The organism is Affinundibacterium macrobrachii (genome assembly GCF_014652415.1).
GTDB lineage: Bacteria > Pseudomonadota > Gammaproteobacteria > Burkholderiales > Burkholderiaceae_D > Undibacterium > Undibacterium macrobrachii.
In genome coordinates this window covers 389860-411062 of record NZ_BMYT01000002.1, presented here as the reverse complement: position 1 = coordinate 411062, position 21203 = coordinate 389860, and the positions used below count along the sequence as shown (strand labels likewise).

Below are 21203 nucleotides of genomic sequence, written 5' to 3'. Positions count from 1 at the left end.
CTACTACTAACAATGCCTTCTTATGCTAGACAAAATCAGTAAAAGAATCTTGGCCGAATTACAGAATGACGGCCGCATCAGTAATGTAGAACTTGCTACGCGCGTTAACTTGTCCCCAGCAGCATGCTTGGAACGTGTTCGCAAATTGCAAGAATCAAACTACATTCTAGGCTATACCGCCCAACTTAATCCACACTTACTCGATGTAGCGCTCTTGGTTTTTATCGAAGTGGTATTAGACCGCACCACACCAGATGTGTTCGATGCATTTAAACGCGGAGTCCAAGCCATTCCCGAAGTTTTAGAGTGCCACATGGTTGCCGGTGGATTCGATTACCTAGTCAAAGCACGCGTTAAAGACATGAATGCTTATCGCGACTTCCTCGGTAAATCACTACTTCAATTAAGTGGTGTGCGCGAAACACATACTTATGCAGTGATGGAAGAAGTAAAGAACACCACTGCCTTACCAATCAAATAGAAATAAGTTCACGCAGCAAAATCACGAAATAACGGGTTAACACAAATAAAAAAGCAGTAAAGACGAAATCTTTACTGCTTTTTTTCTAGGCAATTTCTAGACAATAATCACACTTATTTCATGTAAGTCCAGTAGCGAGCCAATTCGACCGCACCATCATTTCCTTGCACCGTTTTTAACACTTCAGCGGCTTTGGCTTTGTTACCCGCCTTGTGATAAGCGATACCTAAGTGCAGCTTCGCTTCCTCTGGGTATTTCAAACCACCTTTTGCTAAACCAGCTTCGATCAAAGCGATACCACGTTCATATTGTCCGTAAGTGACAAAGTTATAGCCCATATTGGTCATCGCTAAACCAGTCTTGGTGGCTTTCGCTGCAGCTTCGCCAGCATCCAAGGTTTTCGCATCATCAGCCGCTTGTTTATTCGCTTTGTCTTGCAAAGGCTTATGCTTAGCTGCATTTTTGCCTTTGCCGAAATAGCCTGCTTTGTAGGCTGCGTCGACAATATTTTTTGCTTCTAATGGCAAACCAGCCAACAAGGCGATCTCTGCCATTTCCATATATTGCGTATCGTCTTCTAGGTTCTCATTTGCCAACATCAAACGATACCAATCTAAACGCAAACGATCACTAAAACCTTGCTTACTAATCAGACGATACATCAAATCCGCCCAATATTCTTTGGTTGGATGATATTTCACTAATAACTCTAAAGCTTGCGTTGAAGAATCGATGTCTTTCAATTTCATTGCAGAACCGTGCAATAAACGCAAACGTTTTTCGTCTGGTACTTTACCAGCCTGTTCATCACTCGCTACTTGCGCTTTGACTTCTTTTAAAGCGTTCGTAAAATCATCTGCTAAGTAGTAATTTTGTACCATCAAATCTTGCATCATTGTGTTGCTTGGGTTAGCAGCTAAATAGCGCTTAGTCCACACTTGTGATTCCGCATATTGTTTCAAGTTATAGAAAGTTCCTGCCATACCTTCCATGAAACGCAACTTATCCGCTGGTGGCAAAAACTCACTGCCGATCATTGCATCAAAACTCTTCGCCAAGGCGACGTTATCGCCCATACCAGAGGCAATTGCAGCGCGTGTACGATGCAAGAAAAATACTTCGTAATCTGTTTTCTTGTCAGAGGCATCTAATGCCGCAACTTTTTCTAAAGCAGCTTGGTATTGTTTTTCACCAATCAGCTTTTGAATTTCTGTGTACGGCTTAGACCATTCACTACGAATGACTTCTTTCTTTGCTTTTTCTTCGGCAGTTTGCGCTTGCGCAGTCACTGGAAGTACAGAAACCGATGCAGTTCCAAGGGCTAAAATGAGTGCCGCCAAGGCGATAGGAGATTTTTTTATCATGGCTTTAGTATAGTGAGCGAATGAATAGGACAACCCAAGTAAAACTTTGTATGTGTAGCTGGCAGTCTCCACCAAATTATCATCTTGAGGACTGCTTATAGAGCCACTTTGTCCGCGCATTATAACGCGTTTATTCGGACTTATAGCGACTCTCCACTGCTAACGCAGCAGGCACAATTTGGTTGCAGTTATTTTCTTTAATTCGCATCAAGTTTTACTTTTATTCACATTCCATCAAAAATTCTGGCACTGCTGCAAGAATAGCAATCTACAGGTAAACTAACGTGCATTCGATTCAGGCGTATATATTGTGTCCAGCTCTTCAACAACGACCCGCATTCTCAACTCAGTTCAGCACTGCTTCGCACTACTTGATGATGCGCAAAGCGATGAGGCGAACTCCCGTTTCTATAGCGACTTAATCGAGCATGTGGAATGTCCCAACGCCGATCATTGGTCACAACTATGGACAAAAGCGCAACAGGCACTGGATGCTGGATACTTTGTACTGGCGGTATTGGCGTATGAAACGGGTGCCCAATTACATGCAATTTCCTCTCGCACGCCACAAAAATTTGTTCATCCAGGAACGCAATTACTGATCTTTCGTCAATGTCAGCATTGGACGAAACAGCAAGTCAGCGATTGGCTAGCACAACAATCTGCGCAAGAAGTCGCGGGCATACGTGCGATTCGCGCAAACGTTGATCAAGACGAATTTACGAACGCCATCGAAAAAATTCGCGCTTACATCGCGGCAGGTGATACCTATCAAGTCAATTACACCTATCGACTCCACTTTGAAACTTACGGTTCCGCCGTCGCGTTATATCGAGCTCTACGCTTGCGACAACCGGTACCTTTTGCTGCGTTTATCGCATTGCCGAATGGCGACGCAATTTTGTCACTATCACCTGAATTATTTATCCGTCATCAACAAGGACAATTGATCGCGAAGCCGATGAAAGGTACCGCCGCCGCAAGCGGTGATGACGAACAAGATCGCGTGATTGCAGAACAACTCAGTCTTGATCCTAAAAACCGTGCCGAAAATTTAATGATCGTTGATCTATTACGCAATGATTTAGGACGTATCGCAGAAACAGGCTCAGTCAAAGTTCCCGCCTTATTTGAGGTGCAGCGCTTCACCAGCGTATTGCAAATGACGTCAACAATCAGCGCACGCTTACGTGATGATCTGAGACTAGACACGATCATGTCAGCATTGTTCCCATGCGGCTCGATCACTGGCGCACCGAAACATCGAACGATGGAAATCATTCGTGAAATTGAAATCGAGGATCGGGGTATCTATACAGGGGCAATTGGTTGGTTTGACCCGCCCGCCTCATCTGAGCAAATTGGTGACTTCTGTTTGTCTGTGCCGATTCGTACTTTAGCTTTGCAAGCGGAAGATGTGAATGGCTGTCGCACCGGTGTAATGGGGGTAGGCGCAGGTATCGTATTTGATAGCAAAGCGCACGAGGAGTTTGCTGAATGTGCGTTGAAGGCTAAGTTCTTAACCGGTTTACGTCCAGATTTTCATTTGTTCGAAACAATTTATGCGACGTATGAGGATGGCTGTCGGCATCTAGAACGTCATCTCAATCGCTTAGAAAAATCCGCAAATTATTTTGCTTTTGTGTTTGATAAAACGGCGCTTCAAGATGCGCTTAAACAAGCTTGTTCACAGCTACAAGCTGCTAAGCCATATCGGCTACGTTTGTCGCTTAAACCTGATGGTGAAATCCACATACAGTATGTGGAGCTAACACCGATCACCGAGCCAGTTAAACTGATGATCAGCCCAGAGCCTTGTACCACTTCGACTGTTTTTCTGGCACATAAAAGTAGCCACCGCGCAATTTACGATCGCGCTTGGAAACAAGCAGAATCACTCGGCGCGTTCGATAGCTTATTCGTCAATGCCAACGGCCATATAACCGAAGGTGGTCGCAGCAATTTATTCGTGCGCCTTGGTACACAGTGGTTCACGCCACCACTAGATGATGGCGTGTTACCCGGTGTGATGCGCAGTGTCTTATTAGAAGATCCCAAACTACAAGCAATTGAACGCTCGCTTAGTCTTGATGAATTAAAACGCGCAGATGAGATCATCATCTGCAACGCCTTACGTGGCGCAATGCAAGCAAAACTTTGCTAATGCAAACTAAGGGTGCGATTGCCCACAAACAGAACATTCTTGATTTTTAGGTACCGTGATCGTGGTCCACTCCATGTGCATCGCATCAAGTAGCATCAGTCGGCCTTGTAGACTTTGACCCAGACCCATCACCAACTTTAAGGCTTCAGCCGCTTGCATTGTGCCGATGATACCCACCAAAGGGGCGAACACGCCCATCGTCGAACAACGTACTTCTTCAACACGCTGCTCGGCTGGAAATAAACATGCGTAGCAAGCGGCATCTTGCTTGCGGCTATCAAACACACTAATCTGCCCATCAAAAGAAATCGCAGCACCAGAAACCAAAGGAGTCGCAAATTCAACACAGGCAGCATTCACGGCATGCCGCGTGTCAAAGTTATCGCTGCAATCCAACACCACATCCGCAGCACGAATCAAATCACGCAAACGATCACCTTGCAAACGCTCCTGAATTGCCTCAACTTGTACTTCAGGATTAATTTGCTGTAGGCTCAACTTGGCAGATGCAACCTTACTCTGACCGACACGCTCCGTAGTGTGCAAGATCTGCCGCTGAAGATTGGTCAAGTCAACTTCATCATCATCGACTATCGTCAAATGACCGATGCCGGCACTCGCTAAATACAAAGCAGCTGGCGAACCGAGTCCGCCTGCGCCAAGTACCAAGACGCGCGCATCCAATAGTTTTTGCTGCCCCTCGATGCCAATTTGATCTAGCAAAATATGCCGCGAGTAACGCAATAATTGATCGTCGTTCATAGGAATTCTTCAACTAAGACTGCTGCAAAAAAGCGCTACAGTCAGTAACAACATGCAAGTATCTATATCGCAATCATAGATGCATGCATTCATTTTGACGCATCTTGATTGACTCAAACTGACGCATTAATTCTTTTGTGCGTTGGGCTTTGCTTTGGATGGAGAAAAGTTAGCATCGTTAGCGGCTGTTTCAGCTTTTAACTTTTTTAAAGGCGTCACTTTCACTGGCAAACCTTTTAAATGATTTAAGGCTTGCTGCAATTGAAAATCTTCTTTACTGCCGAACTCGACAGGAACGCTCTTCTTCGCTAATTCGATTAGACGCTTTTCTTCTTCAAGTTCATCAAGATCTGTGGTTTCGCCTTCGGCCTCTTTATCATTGCTCAAATGCTTGATCAGATCAGCCTCGCGAGAACGCAATGCATTAAAGCCGTCGCCATCGGCAGTCTCTTCAACCCTTAAATCCGGTTGTATACCTTTGGCTTGGATCGCGCGCCCTAGCGGTGTGTAGTAACGTGCGGTGGTGAGCTTGATGGCAGTCTCATCGGTAACTTGATGCACAGTCTGTACCGAACCTTTACCATAACTTTGCGTGCCTAAAATCGTGGCACGACGATAATCTTGCAAAGCACCAGCAACAATTTCCGACGCCGATGCAGAACCCGTATTAATCAACACCACCAACGGTACTTGCTTCACCGCAGCGGGCAACTTGGCTAAAGGATCGCTACCAACTCGGCCGGCATAAAATTCACGTTTGGCATAATAAATGCGCTTGGAATCTTCGACTTGGCCATTAGTAGAAACCACCGCCACGTCTTTCGGCAAGAAAGCCGCAGAAACGCCAATCGCGCCAGGTAATACGCCGCCGGGATCATTACGCAGATCCAACACCAAGCCTTTTAACGCAGGTTCTTGGCTATAGATCGCGTTAATCTTCTTAACCATGTCGTCTAGTGTTGGCTCTTGAAATTGCGAAATACGCAGCCATGCATAACCTGGCTCGACCACTTTAGCTTTGACACTATGTTGTTTAATTAGCTCGCGCGTTAAAGTAACGACGATAGGTTTATCCTCGGTCTTACGCGCAATCGTCAATGTGATTTTTGTGTTCGGCTCACCGCGCATTTTTTTAACAGCGTCATCGATGCTCAATCCTTTGATCGGTACACCATCAATGCGAGTAATTAAATCACTAGGCAAAATGCCGGCACGTGAAGCTGGCGAGTCTTCAATTGGCGAGATGACTTTCACATAGCCATCTTCCATACCGACTTCTAGACCCAAACCGATGAATTTTCCTTCTGTACCTTCGCGTAATTCTTTGAAAGCTTTCTTGTCTAAATAAGCAGAATGCGGATCTAATGCGCCAAACATGCCGTTGATCGCTTCGTCCAATAATTTTTCGTCCTCCACCGCCTCAACATAATCTGACTTAATCATGCCGAAAACTTCAGTGAACTCGCTGAGTTTTTCTAATGGCAAAGGCAAACCTTGCATTTTTTGTGCGAGCGCAGAATATTGCAGCGAAGCTGCAACTCCGACAACCACGCCGAATCCAACCAAGCCTAAACTTTTTAATTTACTGCCCATTTTCTTGCAATCGCCTTAATCGTACTTAATTATATCTATCGTACTAAACCTAGAAAACTCAGCATGGAAACCTATTCTGCTCCGCACCCCAAAACTACCCATTCTCTATTTCAGATTTGACTAGCTAAAGTGAACTGCCACGATTCACTATGATTAGGATTGCTCGTATTTCGTATTATTTGCGCACCCATGTCATCGGATCAAATACCTGACCTTTGTAACGCATTTCAAAGTATAGACCTGTTTCTTCATTACCGCCGCTGTTGCCCGCATTGGCGATCGTGTCGCCTGCTTTCACGACATCGCCAGCATGTTTTAACACCGCTTGCGCATTGCTATAAAGACTCAAGTATTGGCCGCCATGATCCAAAATAATCATATTGCCAAAACCACGTAGCCACTCGGCAAACACGACTTTACCAGCCGCGACCGCCTTCACTTCCGCACCTTCATTGGCTTTGATAAACAAGCCTTTCCAACTCGGCCCATCACCGCGCTTTGTGCCAAAGCGGGCAATTAACTCGCCCTTCACTGGCAAAAACAATTGCCCTTTAAGACGATTAAATTCTCGTCCATCAAACATTCCGGCGACTGGCGTTTGCTCAACCACCATGCCTTTGGTAACTTTGTTTTCTTCGACATCAGGCACTGACTTGCTTGAATTTTTGCCCGCAACTTGATTTTTTTCACGTTGCGCTTTTTCTTGTGCGAGTCGCTCTTGTCGCTGCTTTTCTAATTGTGCCAAACGCGCTTGTTCTGCTCTGGCCTGCTCTTCCATCAATTTATTCAAACGAGAAACTAGATTGCTCAAACGTTGCTCGTCTTTTTCCAAACTCGCCGCTTCTTTCTTTTGCGTATGTAGTTTGCTTGCCAATTGTGAAAGCAATGCAGCGTGACGCTTTTTCTCTTTTTCTAAGCCTTGTTTATGTTCGCGCTCTTCTTGGGCGATTTCATCGAGCTCGTCTTTGGTTTCCTGCGCGGCTTGTTTGTTTTTTTCGATTTCTTCCAAGCTGGTACGTAACGCGGCGATCATTTTTGCCTGTGTTTGCGAGACATAACTCATGTAATGCAAATCACGGTTAATTCGATTTGGGTTGTCGCCAGATAAAAGTAATTTAATGCGGTCACTATCACCGTGCATATATTGCCGTCGCAGAAAATCAGACAATTGCTTTTTCTGCTGTTCTACTTGTGCGCTTAAACGGGCTTGCTCTGCGATTAATTGATTTAAGTGCTCATTGGCCGCTTGCTGCTCAAGCTGCAAATCGCGAATCGAACGATTGGCTTCAGAAATAGCCTGTTCGGATTCTTCCAAGGCGTCACTGGCTTTTTCTTTCGCAGACTCGGTCTTGCTAATATCTTTTTTCAGCGCCTTTAATTTTTGCTGCAATTCTATGCGGCTCGCTTCCGCCTGTTTCTTTTCCTTAGCACGTGCGCTTTGCGCAAATGCAGGATTAGAAAGCAAAACAGTCGAGCAAAGACCAAGTGAACAAAGCAGGCAAGCGGCCTTTATCGAATGAGATAAAGGCCGTTTGCCGCGCAAGCTGTGACGAAACAAAAAGGAAAACATCAAATTATTTCGACTTCCCTTGACTCGCGACCGCTGCCAAAGCAGCTGCAATCGCTGCCTGATCGCCAAGGTAATAACTCTTAATTGGTTTTAAATCCGCATCGAGCTCATAAACCAATGGTTGTCCATTAGGAATGTTTAAGTTGACGATATCCTCATCACTAATCCCATCTAACATCTTGATCAAAGCACGCAAACTATTGCCGTGTGCCGACACAATAATACGTTTTCCTGAACGAATTGCTGGCGCAATCGAATCTTCCCAAGCAGGAACCACCCGGGCGACGGTGTCTTTTAAGCATTCGGTTAAGGGAATTTGCTCACGCTTTAATGCGGCATAACGCGGATCTTTAAAAGAAGTGCGCTCGTCATTTTCATCTAAAGGATTCGGTGGCGTATCATAGCTACGACGCCATACCAAAACCTGTTCATCGCCGTACTTCGCCGCAGTTTCCGCTTTATTCAAGCCTTGCAATGCACCGTAATGACGCTCATTCAAACGCCAATCATGTTGCACTGGCAACCACATCAAATCCATCTCATCCAAAGTACCCCACAGTGTGCGAATCGCACGTTTGAGGACGGAGGTATACGCCAAATCAAATGTAAAACCAGCTTCTTTCAAAAGTTTTCCTGCTTGACGCGCTTCTGCCACGCCTTTCTCCGTCAAATCAACATCAGTCCAACCAGTAAAACGATTATCGAGATTCCAAGTGGATTCGCCATGACGCATCAATACAATTTTATACATAATATTTGCTTAAATTACGGGGTTGAAAAGGACAAGATAGAATGTGCTTGATATTTAAAACAGTTTAAAACTAATTTCGCCATCTATTTTATAATGAGGCGCTTGTCTTTAACCACTTATAACCATTCTTAACGCGGGAAAACTGTGAATTTCATTAGCGACAATCTGTTTCTGCTTTCTATCGCCATCATTTCTGGCGGGGCTCTTTTACTTCCTAACTTGCAAAGACGTGGCGCCAGAGTCTCTCAACTACAAGCGACTCAATACATGAATCAAGCCAAAACCTTGGTCTTGGATGTGCGTAGCGCAGAAGAGTTTGCGACAGGTCACTTGCCAAGCGCAAAAAACATTCCATTAAAAGAATTAGAATCAAGAATAAAAGAAATTGAAAAATCAAAGGGCAATGTCGTCATCACCGTGTGTGCCAGCGGTGTACGATCAAGTTCTGCAGTATCAATTTTAAATAAAGCCGGCTTTGAGAAAGCATTTAGTTTAGACGGTGGTGTTGCGGCTTGGCAGTCGCAAGGCTTACCAACAATCAAGTAAGGAGTGGTCATGGTTGCCCATGTAGTAATGTATAGCACAGCTGTTTGCCCTTATTGTGTCATGGCAGAACGTTTGTTGAAATCAAAAGGTGTTGAAGAAATCGAGAAAGTAAGAGTTGATCTCGATCCTGCTGTGCGCGAAGCGATGATGCAAAAAACTGGGCGCCGTACCGTGCCTCAAATTTACATCGGAGAAACACATGTCGGTGGTTTCGACGATTTATCCGCCTTAGACCGTGCTGGAAAACTTGATTCGCTGCTAAATCCAACATAAACCGCACTGCACAAGCGGCTTTGATTGCGGTTTTTTCACTCTGCTTGCTACAATAGAAGGCTGATTCTGTTTCGTCACCTCAGTTTGCTTGGTTAGTCAGCATAGTTTATTTGCATGAATTATTCGCAGCACGCATGGATCACGGCAGAATGGGACTTGAATATTCTTCAATTGTCCCTATGTAAGTAGCTAGTTGTTCCTGATTAATTTATAGAATTTTAAGAAAGTGTCACATGTCAGACCAAAATTTGCAGCCAATTTTCCAAATTCAACGCGTTTATCTGAAAGATTTATCGCTCGAACAACCTAACTCTCCAGCGATTTTCTTGGAACAAGATGCACCAAGCATCGAAGTAACATTGGACGTAGGCGCAGAGCCATTGGCTGAAGGCATCGTTGAAGCTACTGTGACAGTGACTGTTACTGCTAAAGTAAAAGACAAAGTTGCTTTCTTGGTAGAAGCAAAACAAGCAGGCATTTTCGAAGCGCGCAATATTCCACAAGATCAAATGGATCCATTGTTAGGCATCGGCTGCCCAAATATTATCTATCCTTACCTGCGTTCTAACGTAGCGGATGCAATTTCTCGCGCTGGTTTCCCTCCGATTCATTTGACAGAAATCAACTTCGAAGCTTTCTACCAACAACGTTTAGCAAATATGGCTGAACAAGCTCGATTGGCTGCAGAAGCTGGTAACACTGAAGCTGCTGCAACTACGCACTAATTGTTGCGTACGCAATTTAAGCATTACGCGATGAATTGCTTGACGAACCCACTAAGCCTGAAACCAGACCTAGTGGGTTTTCTCTTTTAGATCTTCATCCTAGGGTTACGCAATGCGCCTTATCTCCAGACTATCAATACTGGTTTTGTTAGGATTGGGTTCTGTCTCCACTTCTTCTTTTGCGCTCGAGTTTCGTTCCGTTGGAGCGACGCCTATCATCATGTATGACGCGCCTTCCGCACGTGGCATGAAAATCTATGTGGCACCTGCTGGTATGCCAGTCGAAATCATTCTGACTTCAGGTGCGTGGTGCCGCGTGCGCGATATGAATGGCGACCTCAGTTGGGTAGAGGCAAAAGATTTAATCCCAAGACGCAACTTAATCGTCAAAACCGCGACTGCTAGGATTCGCGTTGCACCAGAAGAATCTGCGAGCATGGTATTTAGCGCAGATAAAAACGTTTTGTTAGAAATGGCAGAACCGGCAATTGGTGCTTGGGTCAAAGTAAAGCACCGCGATGGTCAAACAGGATTTGTTCGAACCAGCGAAGTATGGGGACTATAAGTTCCGCCTTTGATCTGCACACTCTTATAACACACCGCTAAATTAGGTTGACGATGAAAATTACCGTTCTCGGCGCTGGCGCTTGGGGTACTGCTTTAGCTATTTCACTTGCAGCAAAAAATCAGGTCATTTTGTGGGGACGCAATCAAGCTGCGATGGAGGCGGCACAAGTCGCGCGCGAAAATCAACATTACTTACCAGGTTTCCCACTTCCGGCAAATTTACAGGCGAGTGCCGACTTCGATTTAGCCCTAAGACATGCGCTCGACGATGGATTATTGATTATTGCCAGTTCGGTGTCGGGCCTACGACCTATTTTGCAACAGTGCAAATCTTACCCACTCAAAAATGTGGTGTGGCTATGCAAGGGTTTTGAAGAATCAACTCGCTTGCTTCCGCATCAAGTGGTCAAACAAGAATTGGGAGATCAGATCCTAGCTGGTGCTTTATCAGGCCCTTCGTTTGCACAAGAAGTCGCACAGGGCTTGCCTTGCGCGCTAACGATAGCTTCAAGTTCGAATACGCTTTGTCGCATGGTGGTTGATGCCGCACATGGACCTAATCTACGTATTTATTCTAGTGATGATGTGGTCGGTGTCGAAGTTGGCGGCGCCGTCAAAAATATTCTAGCAATCGCAACTGGTGTTGCCGACGGCTTGGGATTAGGTTTGAACGCGCGTGCCGCACTGATGACACGAGGGTTAGCAGAGATCAATCGACTTTCTACCGCGCTCGGTGGGCGTCTAGAAACCTTGATGGGGCTGACCGGTGTCGGTGATTTGATCCTAACATGTACCGGCAATCTCTCTCGCAACCGCAAAGTAGGACTTGCATTGGCAGAAGGTAAATCCCTAGACCTCATCGTACAAGAATTAGGTCATGTCGCCGAAGGGGTTCGTTGTGCGCAAGCAGTAAAAGCCTTAGCACACGATTTGCGCATAGAGATGCCAATTACCGATGCGGTCGCTGGCGTCTTATTTGAACAAGTAGCAGCACGTGAAATGATAGAGCGCCTGCTATCGCGCGACGCCAAGGCTGAATCAATATAAGGGATAATCGTTGCCAATCACCCGAGTAATTACCGGCTCGGGTACATTTTTCTCGCGTAAAAATGCGATCGCTTTCAGACCGCCGAACGACTCGGCGTAGGTCATACCAAGGTCGACTAACATCCGCGTCAACAAATCTCGCCTACGCATAGGTCGGCGAAACTTATTCAAGCATTTACGCTTTCTACAGCCTGGCATATCAGACTCCGTTGTTTAACCAGCTTAAGACCCCCGCAATATTTACCCACAGGTCTCAATATTGCATTCACGCAATAAGCAATTGCAGTTTAATCCTGTTCCGTGTCGATTGGCAATTTCTTTAAGGCTTGTTTCTGTGCTTGTCGCAATGCCGCCGCATTTTTCTGATGACTACCAGCACCGCCACGTTTGGCAAGTGCGACAACATGATTGCGCGGCTTGCTTTGAGCAGGATCGAGGCGAAACACCAATTTTTGACGTGTGCCTAAAGTCTTATTTGCCATCCTACTCTCCACTTTACCGCATCAATCGGTCTGCTCCATCCTACAATACATAACGCGATAAATCTTCATTCACCGACAAGGCTTGCAATCGTTGCTCTACATAAGCAGCATCAATCACCACCGTCTTTCCGCTATTTTGATGCGCGTCAAATGAGATCTCTTCTAGCAGTTTTTCCATCACCGTGTATAGACGACGTGCGCCGATATTTTCCGTGGTCTCATTAACCGAATAAGCGATACCCGCTAAGCGTTGGATTCCTTCTGGCAAGAACTCAATCTTGACGCCTTCGGTCGCCAAAAGTGCTTCGTACTGACGTGTCAAACAGGCATCCGTACTGGTTAAGATGCGTTCGAAATCAGCGATCGACAAAGATTCTAGCTCAACCCGAATAGGGAAACGGCCTTGTAATTCAGGGATCAAATCTGAAGGCTTAGCAAAATGAAACGCGCCCGATGCGATGAATAAAATATGATCGGTTTTGATCATGCCAAACTTGGTATTTACCGTGGTGCCTTCTACCAGTGGCAGCAAATCTCGCTGCACCCCAGCACGAGACACTTCGGCACTACCTGATTCCGAGCGTGACGCGATCTTATCAATTTCGTCTAAAAACACGATCCCGTTTTGCTCCACATTTTTGATTGCCGCTTGCTTTAACTCTTCTTCGTTCACGAGTTTCGCGGCCTCTTCCTCAATCATTAATTTCAAAGCATCTTTGATCTTCAAACGGCGCGATTTTTTACGACCAGCACCGACACCAGAAAACATAGACTTGATCTGTTCAGTCATTTCTTCCATACCTGGAGGCGCCATAATTTCCATTTGCGGCGCGGCATCAGCAACTTCAATATCGATTTCTTTATCGTCTAACTGCCCTTCACGCAAGCGCTTTCTAAAGGTTTGGCGTGTCGCATTATCTGTGGAGTTGTTGTCAATTGCGGCATCTTGCCCAATGCCAAAATCTCTCGCTGGCGGCAATAGCACATCTAGAATTCTGTCTTCTGCAGCATCTTCAGCACGCGTCCTCACTTTACGCATGGCAGCTTCGCGTGTTTGCTTAATCCCGATATCGACGAGATCACGAATAATCGTGTCAACATCGCGCCCGACATAGCCAACTTCGGTAAACTTGGTTGCTTCAATTTTGATAAATGGCGCATCAGCAAGTTTTGCTAATCGACGTGCGATCTCAGTTTTACCGACACCGGTCGGTCCTATCATCAAAATATTTTTCGGTGTAATTTCGTAACGCAAGGGTTCTGCCACTTGCTGACGGCGCCAACGATTACGCAATGCAATTGCAACGGCACGTTTCGCTTTATCTTGGCCAACCACATGCTTGTCTAATTCGGAAACGATTTCCTGCGGAGTCATGTTCATCATCTTGATCTCAATATCAAATACATTACTTATTCTAGGGTCTCAATAGTGTGAGAGAGGTTGGTATAGATGCAAAGCTCACCAGCAATCGTCAACGATTTCTTAACAATTTCCACCGGAGATAGATCGGTATTCTGATACAAGGCGATTGCCGCAGATTGCGCAAATGTACCGCCAGATCCGATCGCACCAATGCCGTCATTCGGCTCTAACACATCACCATTTCCAGTGATCACTAGGGTCGTGTCTTTATCGGCAACCAATAGCATCGCCTCAAGGCGACGTAGCATGCGGTCAGTGCGCCAGTCTTTTGCCAATTCAACCGATGCGCGCATTAGGTGTCCTTGATGTTTCTCTAGCTTCGCCTCAAAACGCTCAATCAGCGTGAATGCATCGGCAGTGCCGCCAGCAAACCCAGCCAGTACTTTATTGTGATATAGCTTACGCACTTTACGCGCCGTACCCTTCATCACAATATTACCCAAAGTGACTTGTCCGTCACCGCCTAATGCCACCACATTGCCTCTGCGTACAGTCAGAATTGTGGTGCCGTGAAATTGTTCCATAATATCCTCGTAGAATTGCCGCCGAATAAAAGCATAGGCGAAAGCGACTTCATCAATCAGTTTGAAGTGCTGAGAAATACGGAAATGGGGTGTTTTTCGCTAATTACAAGGCTAAGGCCATTGAATCAGCTTAAGATTGCTTACGCGGGAAGATGGCAGCGACGTTCTTTAGTCCCATTGCATTAAACAAATGCATAACCAAATAGTTCACTTCATGAAATTGCACCGATTTTTCTTTGCTACTAGAAATAGGCACAAGACCATTTAATAGCTGCGCTGATGCACCAAACTCAACACGATCCAACTGCGAGCAATCAAGAATGATAGTCTGGTGATCTTTTGCAAAAGCGGTAATCTGTTTAACCAATGCCTCTGTACTGCCTTCAATTGATTTAGGCATTAGGAATCGATCAGTATTTTCTTCTTCGCTAACAACTTCGGTCGTAGCCGTGGTGATTTTGCTAGTGGGTGCTTCATAAGCTGGTGGCGAGACTTCAAAGGTCACGCAGTAATCAATACTAGCTTCTTCGAATACTTCTTTGAGCTGCAATAATTGCAAAATCTCAAGCAATAACAACCAAGGTGCTTCGGTCTCATCACGGCGACCGACTTCCAAAATAGAACGAATTTGTTCAGTCAAATTTTGTGCAGCGACCAAAACTAAATCGTGCTTAGATTTTTGTAGGTTACGAATCGCACGCAATAACAAACCGCAACCAACCGGATCGACGGTCTTAACGCGTCCAAAATCAAGTTTCAAGACCTTGCTAGTCTCGCTAAAGGTGCTTAATTTTTGCAATAACTTGATAATTTCGCCATCAAGCTTGGAGGGGAAAGTTAAACTTGGAACTGCGCCTTCATCCTTCTTTTCTTCGGCATCTAGGTTGATCTCAGAATTGCGCCAAACAGGCGGCGAAGTTTCGTACTTGCCTGCGTAGTCCAAGGACAGGCTTTCAAACGCATATTGATTTTGTTCAATCTGATACAGATCGAATAACATGAACCAAGCTAAAGGCGTGGCGTTTCCTAAATTGTCCTGATCAATCGCACTGCGCAGCATATGCTCAGCAACTTTAGTTTGACCAGTGGCAAACAAAATCGCCGCCTCTTCCAACAGCGGCACCGACTCAATCTGCGCCATTGGCGCTGCTTGTAAATCGGTATGGCCAAGAATAAGTTCCGTGGTTTGCATGCCGAGCGCAACGGTACTTTGAAAATCTGTTGCGACAAAATCGGTGTGAAATTGATTTGGAGCGGTGCGGGTTAGCGGCGTATCGTTAACAACTTTAGAGGGTACAGATTTGGGTCTGCCCATATCGCGCGACATTTCAAATTCAATCGCATCGATTTTTCTTTCGGTGGCACGCGCGATATGCTTTTTCTCGGTCATCGCATGTGTCAAGGCCTCGTCATCTTGGACTTGTCCAATGACGGTATTTTGACCCTTCACTCGCGATTTTTTAGAAGCTGGTTTTTCAGAGTTTGTTTGCTCTTCACGACCAGGCTTCTTTCCGAAAAGCTTAAAAATCCCCACGGCAACCTAACTTTTGATTAAATGATGCAAAAATCTTGTCCGATCAATCTTGTAAACAGACCAGCTTGTACTCGTTTTTGAAATGCTTCAAATCAAGATTCGATAACTAATTCTAAGTATAGTCGGAAATCGAGCAGTTTTGCTCACTTAGCACACCGGAAAACAAAAGCGATTTGAAAATTTTTGTATCAAAATCTGATATTGGACAAAAAATCTGTCGAGCTCAGCGAAATCACTCCAAGAAAAGCATTCGAGTACATCAGCATTGCCAATAATTTGAGCACTCATTAGAACAAGCGTTCAATACAAAAAACAATAGAGAAAAATACTTATCACTACTTGCTTATCTTGCTTAGCCCCACGTAAATGTAGGGGAAAGCCCAGGCCTCCCCCGCACGTCAAACTTCCGCAGAAATCTCAATCTAGAAATTAACGCGCATACCTGCAATAAATCCACGCATAGGTTGTGGCACTGTCTCTTTCAATACGGAAGTCGCCAATCGAATATCTTGGTTCAATAAATTCTTCACTTGCGCGAACCAAGTGATCTGCGTATTCATATACGGATGAGTATAGGTAACATTCAAATCGACTTTCGTAAAAGACGGTGTCACATAAGTTTCCGAAGTTGCTAAACGATCTTGTTTTTGCGCGTGTAATACGCTGATTGTGTTACGCCACGGTCCGCTACGATAACCGAGATCGACTCCTATACGATTCGCTGGCTGCAAAGGCAAACTGCCACGTGCGGACAAAGTCCCGCGCGATGTATCTGCGAATCCACGAATAGAAAATCCTTCACCAAATTGGTTATATGAAATCTCAGCTTCACCACCACGAATTGTTGCTTTCGCTTGCTTCCAAAAACGCTGCGTAAATTCACCATCAGGATCTTCATGTCCTTCTTCATCGACACGTAGGCCGTCAATTTCGCCAAATACATAATTATCGACTTTATTCACAAACGCATTGATCTTCCATTGCACCAAGCCTGATGTCTTTTGCAAACTCAACTCAAGATTTCTTGATTTCTCACTCTTTAATTGATGATTACCAATGTCAAAAGTTAAGGTCGATTCATGCGGTCCGTTTGAATACAACTCTTCGGTGGTTGGTGCGCGCTGTGCTGTGGACAAGCTGGTCACAACCGCATAACCATTCGCAACTGGGATCAAGCCACCGACAGAAAACGAATGTAAATTAAATTCGCGCTGAGGCAAATTAAACTCGGCTTTTGGTTGACGCTTCACTTGTTCGATGCGACCACCACCACTAAGTGTCACGGGGCCAAAGTTCTTTTGTTCTACCAAGAAGACAGCATTAGAAGTGCTACGTGTGGTTGGCACCGTATCGGCACGACCAGTTTCGGCAGACAATGCAGAAAAGTTCGCATGTTCAGTCTGAACACCAAGACTGCCTTCCCAGCCATTCCAATTTGTATGAGACAAACTTGTACGGGTTTCCAAGGTACGGTTTTTGAAATTGGTTGCTGGCGTGCCGTCTTGTAGTTTCTCGGTATGTTGATAATCGGTTGAACCTAATTTAAATTTAAATGTATCAAACGCCAAAAAAGGTTTGAAGACCGCGGCATCTATATCAAAACGGGTTTGATCGAGATCGATATACGACATTTCCTCGGTAGGGATACCGTACACATCCTGCATGTTTTGTATCGACGCACCAATATGCCCCCATGGTTTGATCAAAGTCGCTCCAAATCCCAAGCTATGTTCACGCGTAAAGCTATTGGATAGACGTCCTTTCATTTCGCCTTCACCGTGCGCATCTGCAAACCCAGGAATCTTATAGTCTTTGGTATCACGACTATTACCGTCTAAGTGCAATGCGATATCGTTGATGGAGCCATCCAAGAAAAATGAAGCGCTTTTTTCGGCGTTCACACCAACGTATTTCACTTCAAACTCACCGTTTAACTGTTTGCTTAAACTAGTCGGAATGCGTCCGTCGACGACATTCACTAAACCGCCAATCGCACCGCTTCCATACAACAGTGCTGCCGGACCACGCAAAATTTCGATTTGTTGCGAACTTGCGGTTTCGCTTGCGACAGCGTGGTCGTTAGATAAACCAGAAACATCGGCTACCGTCATTCCGTTTTGCAAAATCTTTACGCGCGGCCCTTCCAAACCACGAATAATCGGGCGCGATGCACCAGCACCGAAACCAGAAGCACTCACCCCCAATTCACTGCCTAAAGTTTCGCCCAAGGAGCTTCCGATCTTCGAACGCAACTCAGAACCTGACAAGATCTTTGTCGGGCTCAAAATCTGCAAACTTTCTTCTTTCCCCAAGGGATTGGCGGAAACAGTCACAGTGGTGGTCGATTGCGCTTGTGCGCTGAATGGTGCGAATGCTGCACAAACGGCAGCGGCTAACAAAGTGCGTTGTAATAACATAGGAATTCCTGAAAACAAATAGCGAAAAGCGTCAATATGAGGACTCGTGGTCAACAATATGACTTTAAAAAAATAGTCTTAACAGCTTGTTTTCAGAAAGGTGGGGCGCGACTAGAAAAGTTGGCATAAAACGAGGCTAACCAGACGGGTTGACTCTCCTGCACGGCAGGAAAATCAGGCAAAGCGGTCGCCAACAATATAAGAACACTGTGCTGCAAACCATCGCTAATGCAAGCTGCATCAAATAGCAGACAAGAATGCAGGCTCGATTCATTGGCATTACTGAGTTTTTGAATGCCCAGATACTGGCTACCATCGGAAGCCAAGGACATCACCTCACCAGTATTAGTACTGATATGTGACATCCGATGCGCAAAGCCCAGCCATTGTGCTGACAATAACACGAGCAACATGGTCCATAGCAGGACAATGGCTTTAAGTCGTCGGTGTTTTATCGTCAAGTCGGACATGCGGTTTATGCAAAGTAGTGCGATTATTCCAAAAATATGTTTGCGGATTTTACCGTAATCAGAAAAAGAAGCTCAACTGGCGTAAATTTACGCCGAGCGCGGTTCTTGGCATTCGACTACATTTTTGCAATGAAGTTGCAGCTATCGAATAAAAAAATGCGCAGTGAATTCTGCGCATTCTTTGATTAACCAGCTTCATCAACCAGTGAACTGGCTTAGTCACCGTACAATTTTTGCTTTAACTCACGGCGTTGTTGCGCTTCTAAAGAAAGCGTTGCCGTTGGACGTGCCATTAAGCGAGGAACACCAATTGGTTCGCCAGTTTCTTCGCACCAGCCATATTCGCCAGCATCAATTGCGGCAATCGACTGCTGCACTTTACGCAACAATTTACGTTCACGATCACGGGTACGCAATTCTAAAGAATGTTCTTCCTCGATCGTGGCGCGATCTGCTGGATCTGGTACTAAGACCGTTTCACGCAAATGCTCAGTCGTTTCGTCGGCATTCTTCAGCAAATCTTTTTCAAGTTGTTGCAGACGGGCTTTGAAAAACGCCAATTGTGCGTCATTCATGTAGTCCTTCTCGCCCATCTTCAAGATTTCTTCTTCTGTGAGGAGGGCTGCAGGAGCACCAGCAGGTGCTGTTGATTTAGATGATTTAGTTGCCACTTCGCTTACTTTCGATACAACAGGTTAATATACGCAAGTGCGGCCGAACACTCTTCTTTATTGGAATGTTGCTACCGACACTTTCCCTCAAGGACAAGTATATAGCGTGCTTGTTCCGCATACAAATCTATTCAATCAAGACAGAAAAGCGTCTGTTTCAATTCAATAGGGCGCTAGTTTATACCAAACATTGCTCCAAACCTTGAATAAAAATCTCTTTCGGTAAATTTTTACCAATAAAGACCATTTTACTTTCTTTGATTTCATCTTCCGCCCATTTTCCTCCTATGTCAGTACCCATAATTTGGTGTACCCCTTGGAAAATGACCTTGCGATCAGCGTGTTCCATATACAACACTCCTTTATAACGAAGCATGCGTGGACCATACACTTGGACCAATCCACCAAGATAATAATCTAGCTTTTCGGTATTAAAAGGACGGGTAGTTTTATAGACAAAGGCCGCAACTTCATCAGAGTGACGTGCATGATGGTGGTCATGATGCGCATGTGTACAATCATCGTGACAATGTTCGTCATGATGATGTTCGTGATCGTGATGTTCTTCTGCTGCCAAAAAATCTGGGTCAAGCTCTAACTTTGCATTTAAATTAAAGCCTTTCAAATCCAGCACTTCGCTAATGGCGATTTTGCCAAAATCAACCGCCTTGATTGGCGCACGTGGATTCATTCGAATAATGCGATTCTTTAACAAGGCTAATTCTTCAGCACTCACTAAATCTGCTTTGGATAACAAAATCTTGTCAGCAAAACCGATCTGCCGCTGCGCTTCTTCATGTTCGTCTAACTGCATCATGCCATGTTTGGCATCGACCACGGTCACTACCGCATCGAGCATGTAATGCAAACCAACTTCTTCATCCACGAAGAAAGTCTGTGCCACTGGACCAGGATTTGCCAAGCCGGTAGTTTCAATAATAATGCGATCAAATTGCAATTCACCTGCATTTCTTCTTTGCGTTAAGGTATTCAAGGCGACGATCAAATCCCCGCGCACCGTGCAGCAAATACAGCCATTATTCATTTCGATAATTTGCTCATTGCTGTCTTGCACCAAGATTTCATTATCAATATTTTCTTGGCCAAACTCGTTTTCTATCACGGCGATCTTATAGCCGTGCTGCTCTTGCAGAATGCGATTTAACAATGTCGTTTTGCCAGCACCAAGAAAGCCGGTCAGTATGGTCGTTGGAATTAATGCCATGATGAATGTCGATAATTGAGATGAAATTACGCTGCACTACATTGATCACACCATCCTTTGATGGTGACTTCAATATCGTGACTTTGAAATCCTTTAAGCGCTGTCGAGGCTAAGGTTTCCTGCAGTTGGTCGCGCAAGCTGTGATTCGTATCGGGCTGCTCTAGACAAAACACTTTGGCACAGCGTGTACACTTAAAATGCCCATGATGATGTTGCGCATGAGCACCTGCGACATGCGTGCTCGTGGTTTGTGCCATTTCACTACCCGCGCTAAAACGAAAGACACGATCATCACTAGCAATCTTGTGCGCTAAACCAGCTTCCGTCAGACAATCGAGCGCACGATACAAGGTAACTCTATCCATTTGCGGCATCGCGTCTTGCATTTCTGTGTGCGACATGGCGCGATGTTGAGCACACAACAAAGCCAATACTTCTAATCTCGCTTGCGTCACGCGCACCTGTGCAGCGCGAAGTTTGGCCTCGATTTCAGCCATATCAGCTTTATCTGAAATTGGCACAATAGGAATACTTTGCTTAGTTTTCATGCGGGTCTTTTACTTACATTAAGCTTGCGAATTGCTTGCTGATTACTTATGTGTGATTTGCTTGCG

Annotated in this window: 22 protein-coding genes; 7 read left to right on the top strand and 15 right to left on the bottom strand. The window is 45.2% G+C overall.

Annotation, left to right across the window (positions count from 1 at the left end):
- The first annotated feature begins 22 nt into the window (after positions 1–22).
- The gene (locus IE103_RS07615; RefSeq protein ID WP_186891595.1) at positions 23–481 is read left to right on the top strand and encodes an Lrp/AsnC ligand binding domain-containing protein; all 459 of its coding nucleotides are present in this window, start codon (positions 23–25) and stop codon (positions 479–481) included.
- Positions 482–594: 113 nt separating this feature from the next.
- Here the strand turns inward: IE103_RS07615 and IE103_RS07610 are convergent, their stop codons facing one another.
- Positions 595–1845, bottom strand: coding sequence for a hypothetical protein (locus IE103_RS07610; protein WP_189345438.1), 1251 nt, complete (start codon positions 1843–1845; stop codon positions 595–597).
- Between the two features lie 310 nt (positions 1846–2155).
- Here IE103_RS07610 and pabB point away from each other — a divergent pair, with 310 nt between their 5' ends.
- Entirely contained in the window at positions 2156–4009 is a 1854-nt protein-coding gene (pabB, locus tag IE103_RS07605; protein WP_229827166.1) for an aminodeoxychorismate synthase component I, read from the top strand.
- Between the two features lie 6 nt (positions 4010–4015).
- Here pabB and IE103_RS07600 read toward each other — a convergent pair whose 3' ends face one another.
- The 4 genes from IE103_RS07600 to gpmA form a co-directional block, all read right to left on the bottom strand.
- Positions 4016–4771, bottom strand: coding sequence for a HesA/MoeB/ThiF family protein (locus tag IE103_RS07600; protein ID WP_189345437.1), 756 nt, complete (start codon positions 4769–4771; stop codon positions 4016–4018).
- Positions 4772–4897: 126 nt separating this feature from the next.
- A complete protein-coding gene (locus IE103_RS07595) occupies positions 4898–6364 on the bottom strand; it encodes a S41 family peptidase (protein WP_189345436.1) in 1467 nt (488 codons plus the stop codon).
- A gap of 175 nt (positions 6365–6539) precedes the next feature.
- A complete protein-coding gene (locus IE103_RS07590; RefSeq protein ID WP_189345435.1) occupies positions 6540–7934 on the bottom strand; it encodes a murein hydrolase activator EnvC family protein in 1395 nt (464 codons plus the stop codon).
- 4 nt (positions 7935–7938) lie between these two features.
- A complete protein-coding gene (gene gpmA, locus IE103_RS07585) occupies positions 7939–8685 on the bottom strand; it encodes a 2,3-diphosphoglycerate-dependent phosphoglycerate mutase (protein WP_189345434.1) in 747 nt (248 codons plus the stop codon).
- Positions 8686–8829: 144 nt separating this feature from the next.
- On the opposite strand from gpmA, the gene IE103_RS07580 reads away from it, so the two are divergent.
- The 5 genes from IE103_RS07580 to IE103_RS07560 all read left to right on the top strand — a co-directional run bounded on the left by IE103_RS07580 (position 8830) and on the right by IE103_RS07560 (position 11843).
- Complete coding sequence (locus IE103_RS07580) at positions 8830–9231, top strand: rhodanese-like domain-containing protein (RefSeq protein WP_189345433.1); 402 nt, start codon at positions 8830–8832, stop codon at positions 9229–9231.
- 9 nt (positions 9232–9240) lie between these two features.
- Positions 9241–9504, top strand: coding sequence for a glutaredoxin 3 (gene grxC, locus IE103_RS07575; RefSeq protein ID WP_189345432.1), 264 nt, complete (start codon positions 9241–9243; stop codon positions 9502–9504).
- A gap of 233 nt (positions 9505–9737) precedes the next feature.
- Positions 9738–10229, top strand: coding sequence for a protein-export chaperone SecB (gene secB / locus IE103_RS07570; protein WP_189345431.1), 492 nt, complete (start codon positions 9738–9740; stop codon positions 10227–10229).
- 112 nt (positions 10230–10341) lie between these two features.
- The gene (locus IE103_RS07565; RefSeq protein ID WP_189345430.1) at positions 10342–10794 is read left to right on the top strand and encodes an SH3 domain-containing protein; all 453 of its coding nucleotides are present in this window, start codon (positions 10342–10344) and stop codon (positions 10792–10794) included.
- A 53-nt stretch (positions 10795–10847) separates the two neighbouring features.
- Positions 10848–11843 carry an NAD(P)H-dependent glycerol-3-phosphate dehydrogenase gene (locus IE103_RS07560; RefSeq protein WP_189345429.1) on the top strand — a complete coding sequence of 332 codons (996 nt, stop codon included), beginning with the start codon at positions 10848–10850 and terminating at the stop codon, positions 11841–11843.
- On the opposite strand, the gene IE103_RS07555 is transcribed toward IE103_RS07560, so the two are convergent.
- The 10 genes from IE103_RS07555 to IE103_RS07510 form a co-directional block, all read right to left on the bottom strand.
- On the bottom strand, positions 11835–12041 hold the full coding sequence (locus tag IE103_RS07555) for a hypothetical protein (protein ID WP_189345428.1): 207 nt from the start codon (positions 12039–12041) through the stop codon (positions 11835–11837). The genes IE103_RS07560 and IE103_RS07555 overlap by 9 nt on opposite strands.
- Before the next feature lie 89 nt (positions 12042–12130).
- Complete coding sequence (locus IE103_RS07550) at positions 12131–12325, bottom strand: hypothetical protein (protein WP_189345427.1); 195 nt, start codon at positions 12323–12325, stop codon at positions 12131–12133.
- 40 nt (positions 12326–12365) lie between these two features.
- Positions 12366–13706, bottom strand: a complete 1341-nt coding sequence (gene hslU, locus IE103_RS07545) for an ATP-dependent protease ATPase subunit HslU (RefSeq protein WP_189345788.1) — start codon at positions 13704–13706, stop codon at positions 12366–12368.
- 29 nt (positions 13707–13735) lie between these two features.
- A complete protein-coding gene (gene hslV / locus IE103_RS07540) occupies positions 13736–14272 on the bottom strand; it encodes an ATP-dependent protease subunit HslV (RefSeq protein ID WP_189345426.1) in 537 nt (178 codons plus the stop codon).
- A 130-nt stretch (positions 14273–14402) separates the two neighbouring features.
- Complete coding sequence (locus tag IE103_RS07535; protein WP_189345425.1) at positions 14403–15722, bottom strand: STAS domain-containing protein; 1320 nt, start codon at positions 15720–15722, stop codon at positions 14403–14405.
- Positions 15723–16228: 506 nt separating this feature from the next.
- Positions 16229–18223: a TonB-dependent receptor gene (locus IE103_RS07530; protein ID WP_189345424.1), complete on the bottom strand. Its 1995-nt coding sequence runs from the start codon at positions 18221–18223 to the stop codon at positions 16229–16231.
- A 92-nt stretch (positions 18224–18315) separates the two neighbouring features.
- On the bottom strand, positions 18316–18693 hold the full coding sequence (locus tag IE103_RS07525) for a hypothetical protein (RefSeq protein ID WP_189345423.1): 378 nt from the start codon (positions 18691–18693) through the stop codon (positions 18316–18318).
- A 215-nt stretch (positions 18694–18908) separates the two neighbouring features.
- Positions 18909–19364, bottom strand: a complete 456-nt coding sequence (dksA, locus tag IE103_RS07520; RefSeq protein ID WP_186891579.1) for an RNA polymerase-binding protein DksA — start codon at positions 19362–19364, stop codon at positions 18909–18911.
- Between the two features lie 178 nt (positions 19365–19542).
- On the bottom strand, positions 19543–20589 hold the full coding sequence (locus IE103_RS07515; RefSeq protein ID WP_189345422.1) for a CobW family GTP-binding protein: 1047 nt from the start codon (positions 20587–20589) through the stop codon (positions 19543–19545).
- Between the two features lie 26 nt (positions 20590–20615).
- A complete protein-coding gene (locus IE103_RS07510) occupies positions 20616–21137 on the bottom strand; it encodes a Fur family transcriptional regulator (RefSeq protein WP_189345421.1) in 522 nt (173 codons plus the stop codon).
- Positions 21138–21203 lie beyond the last annotated feature (66 nt).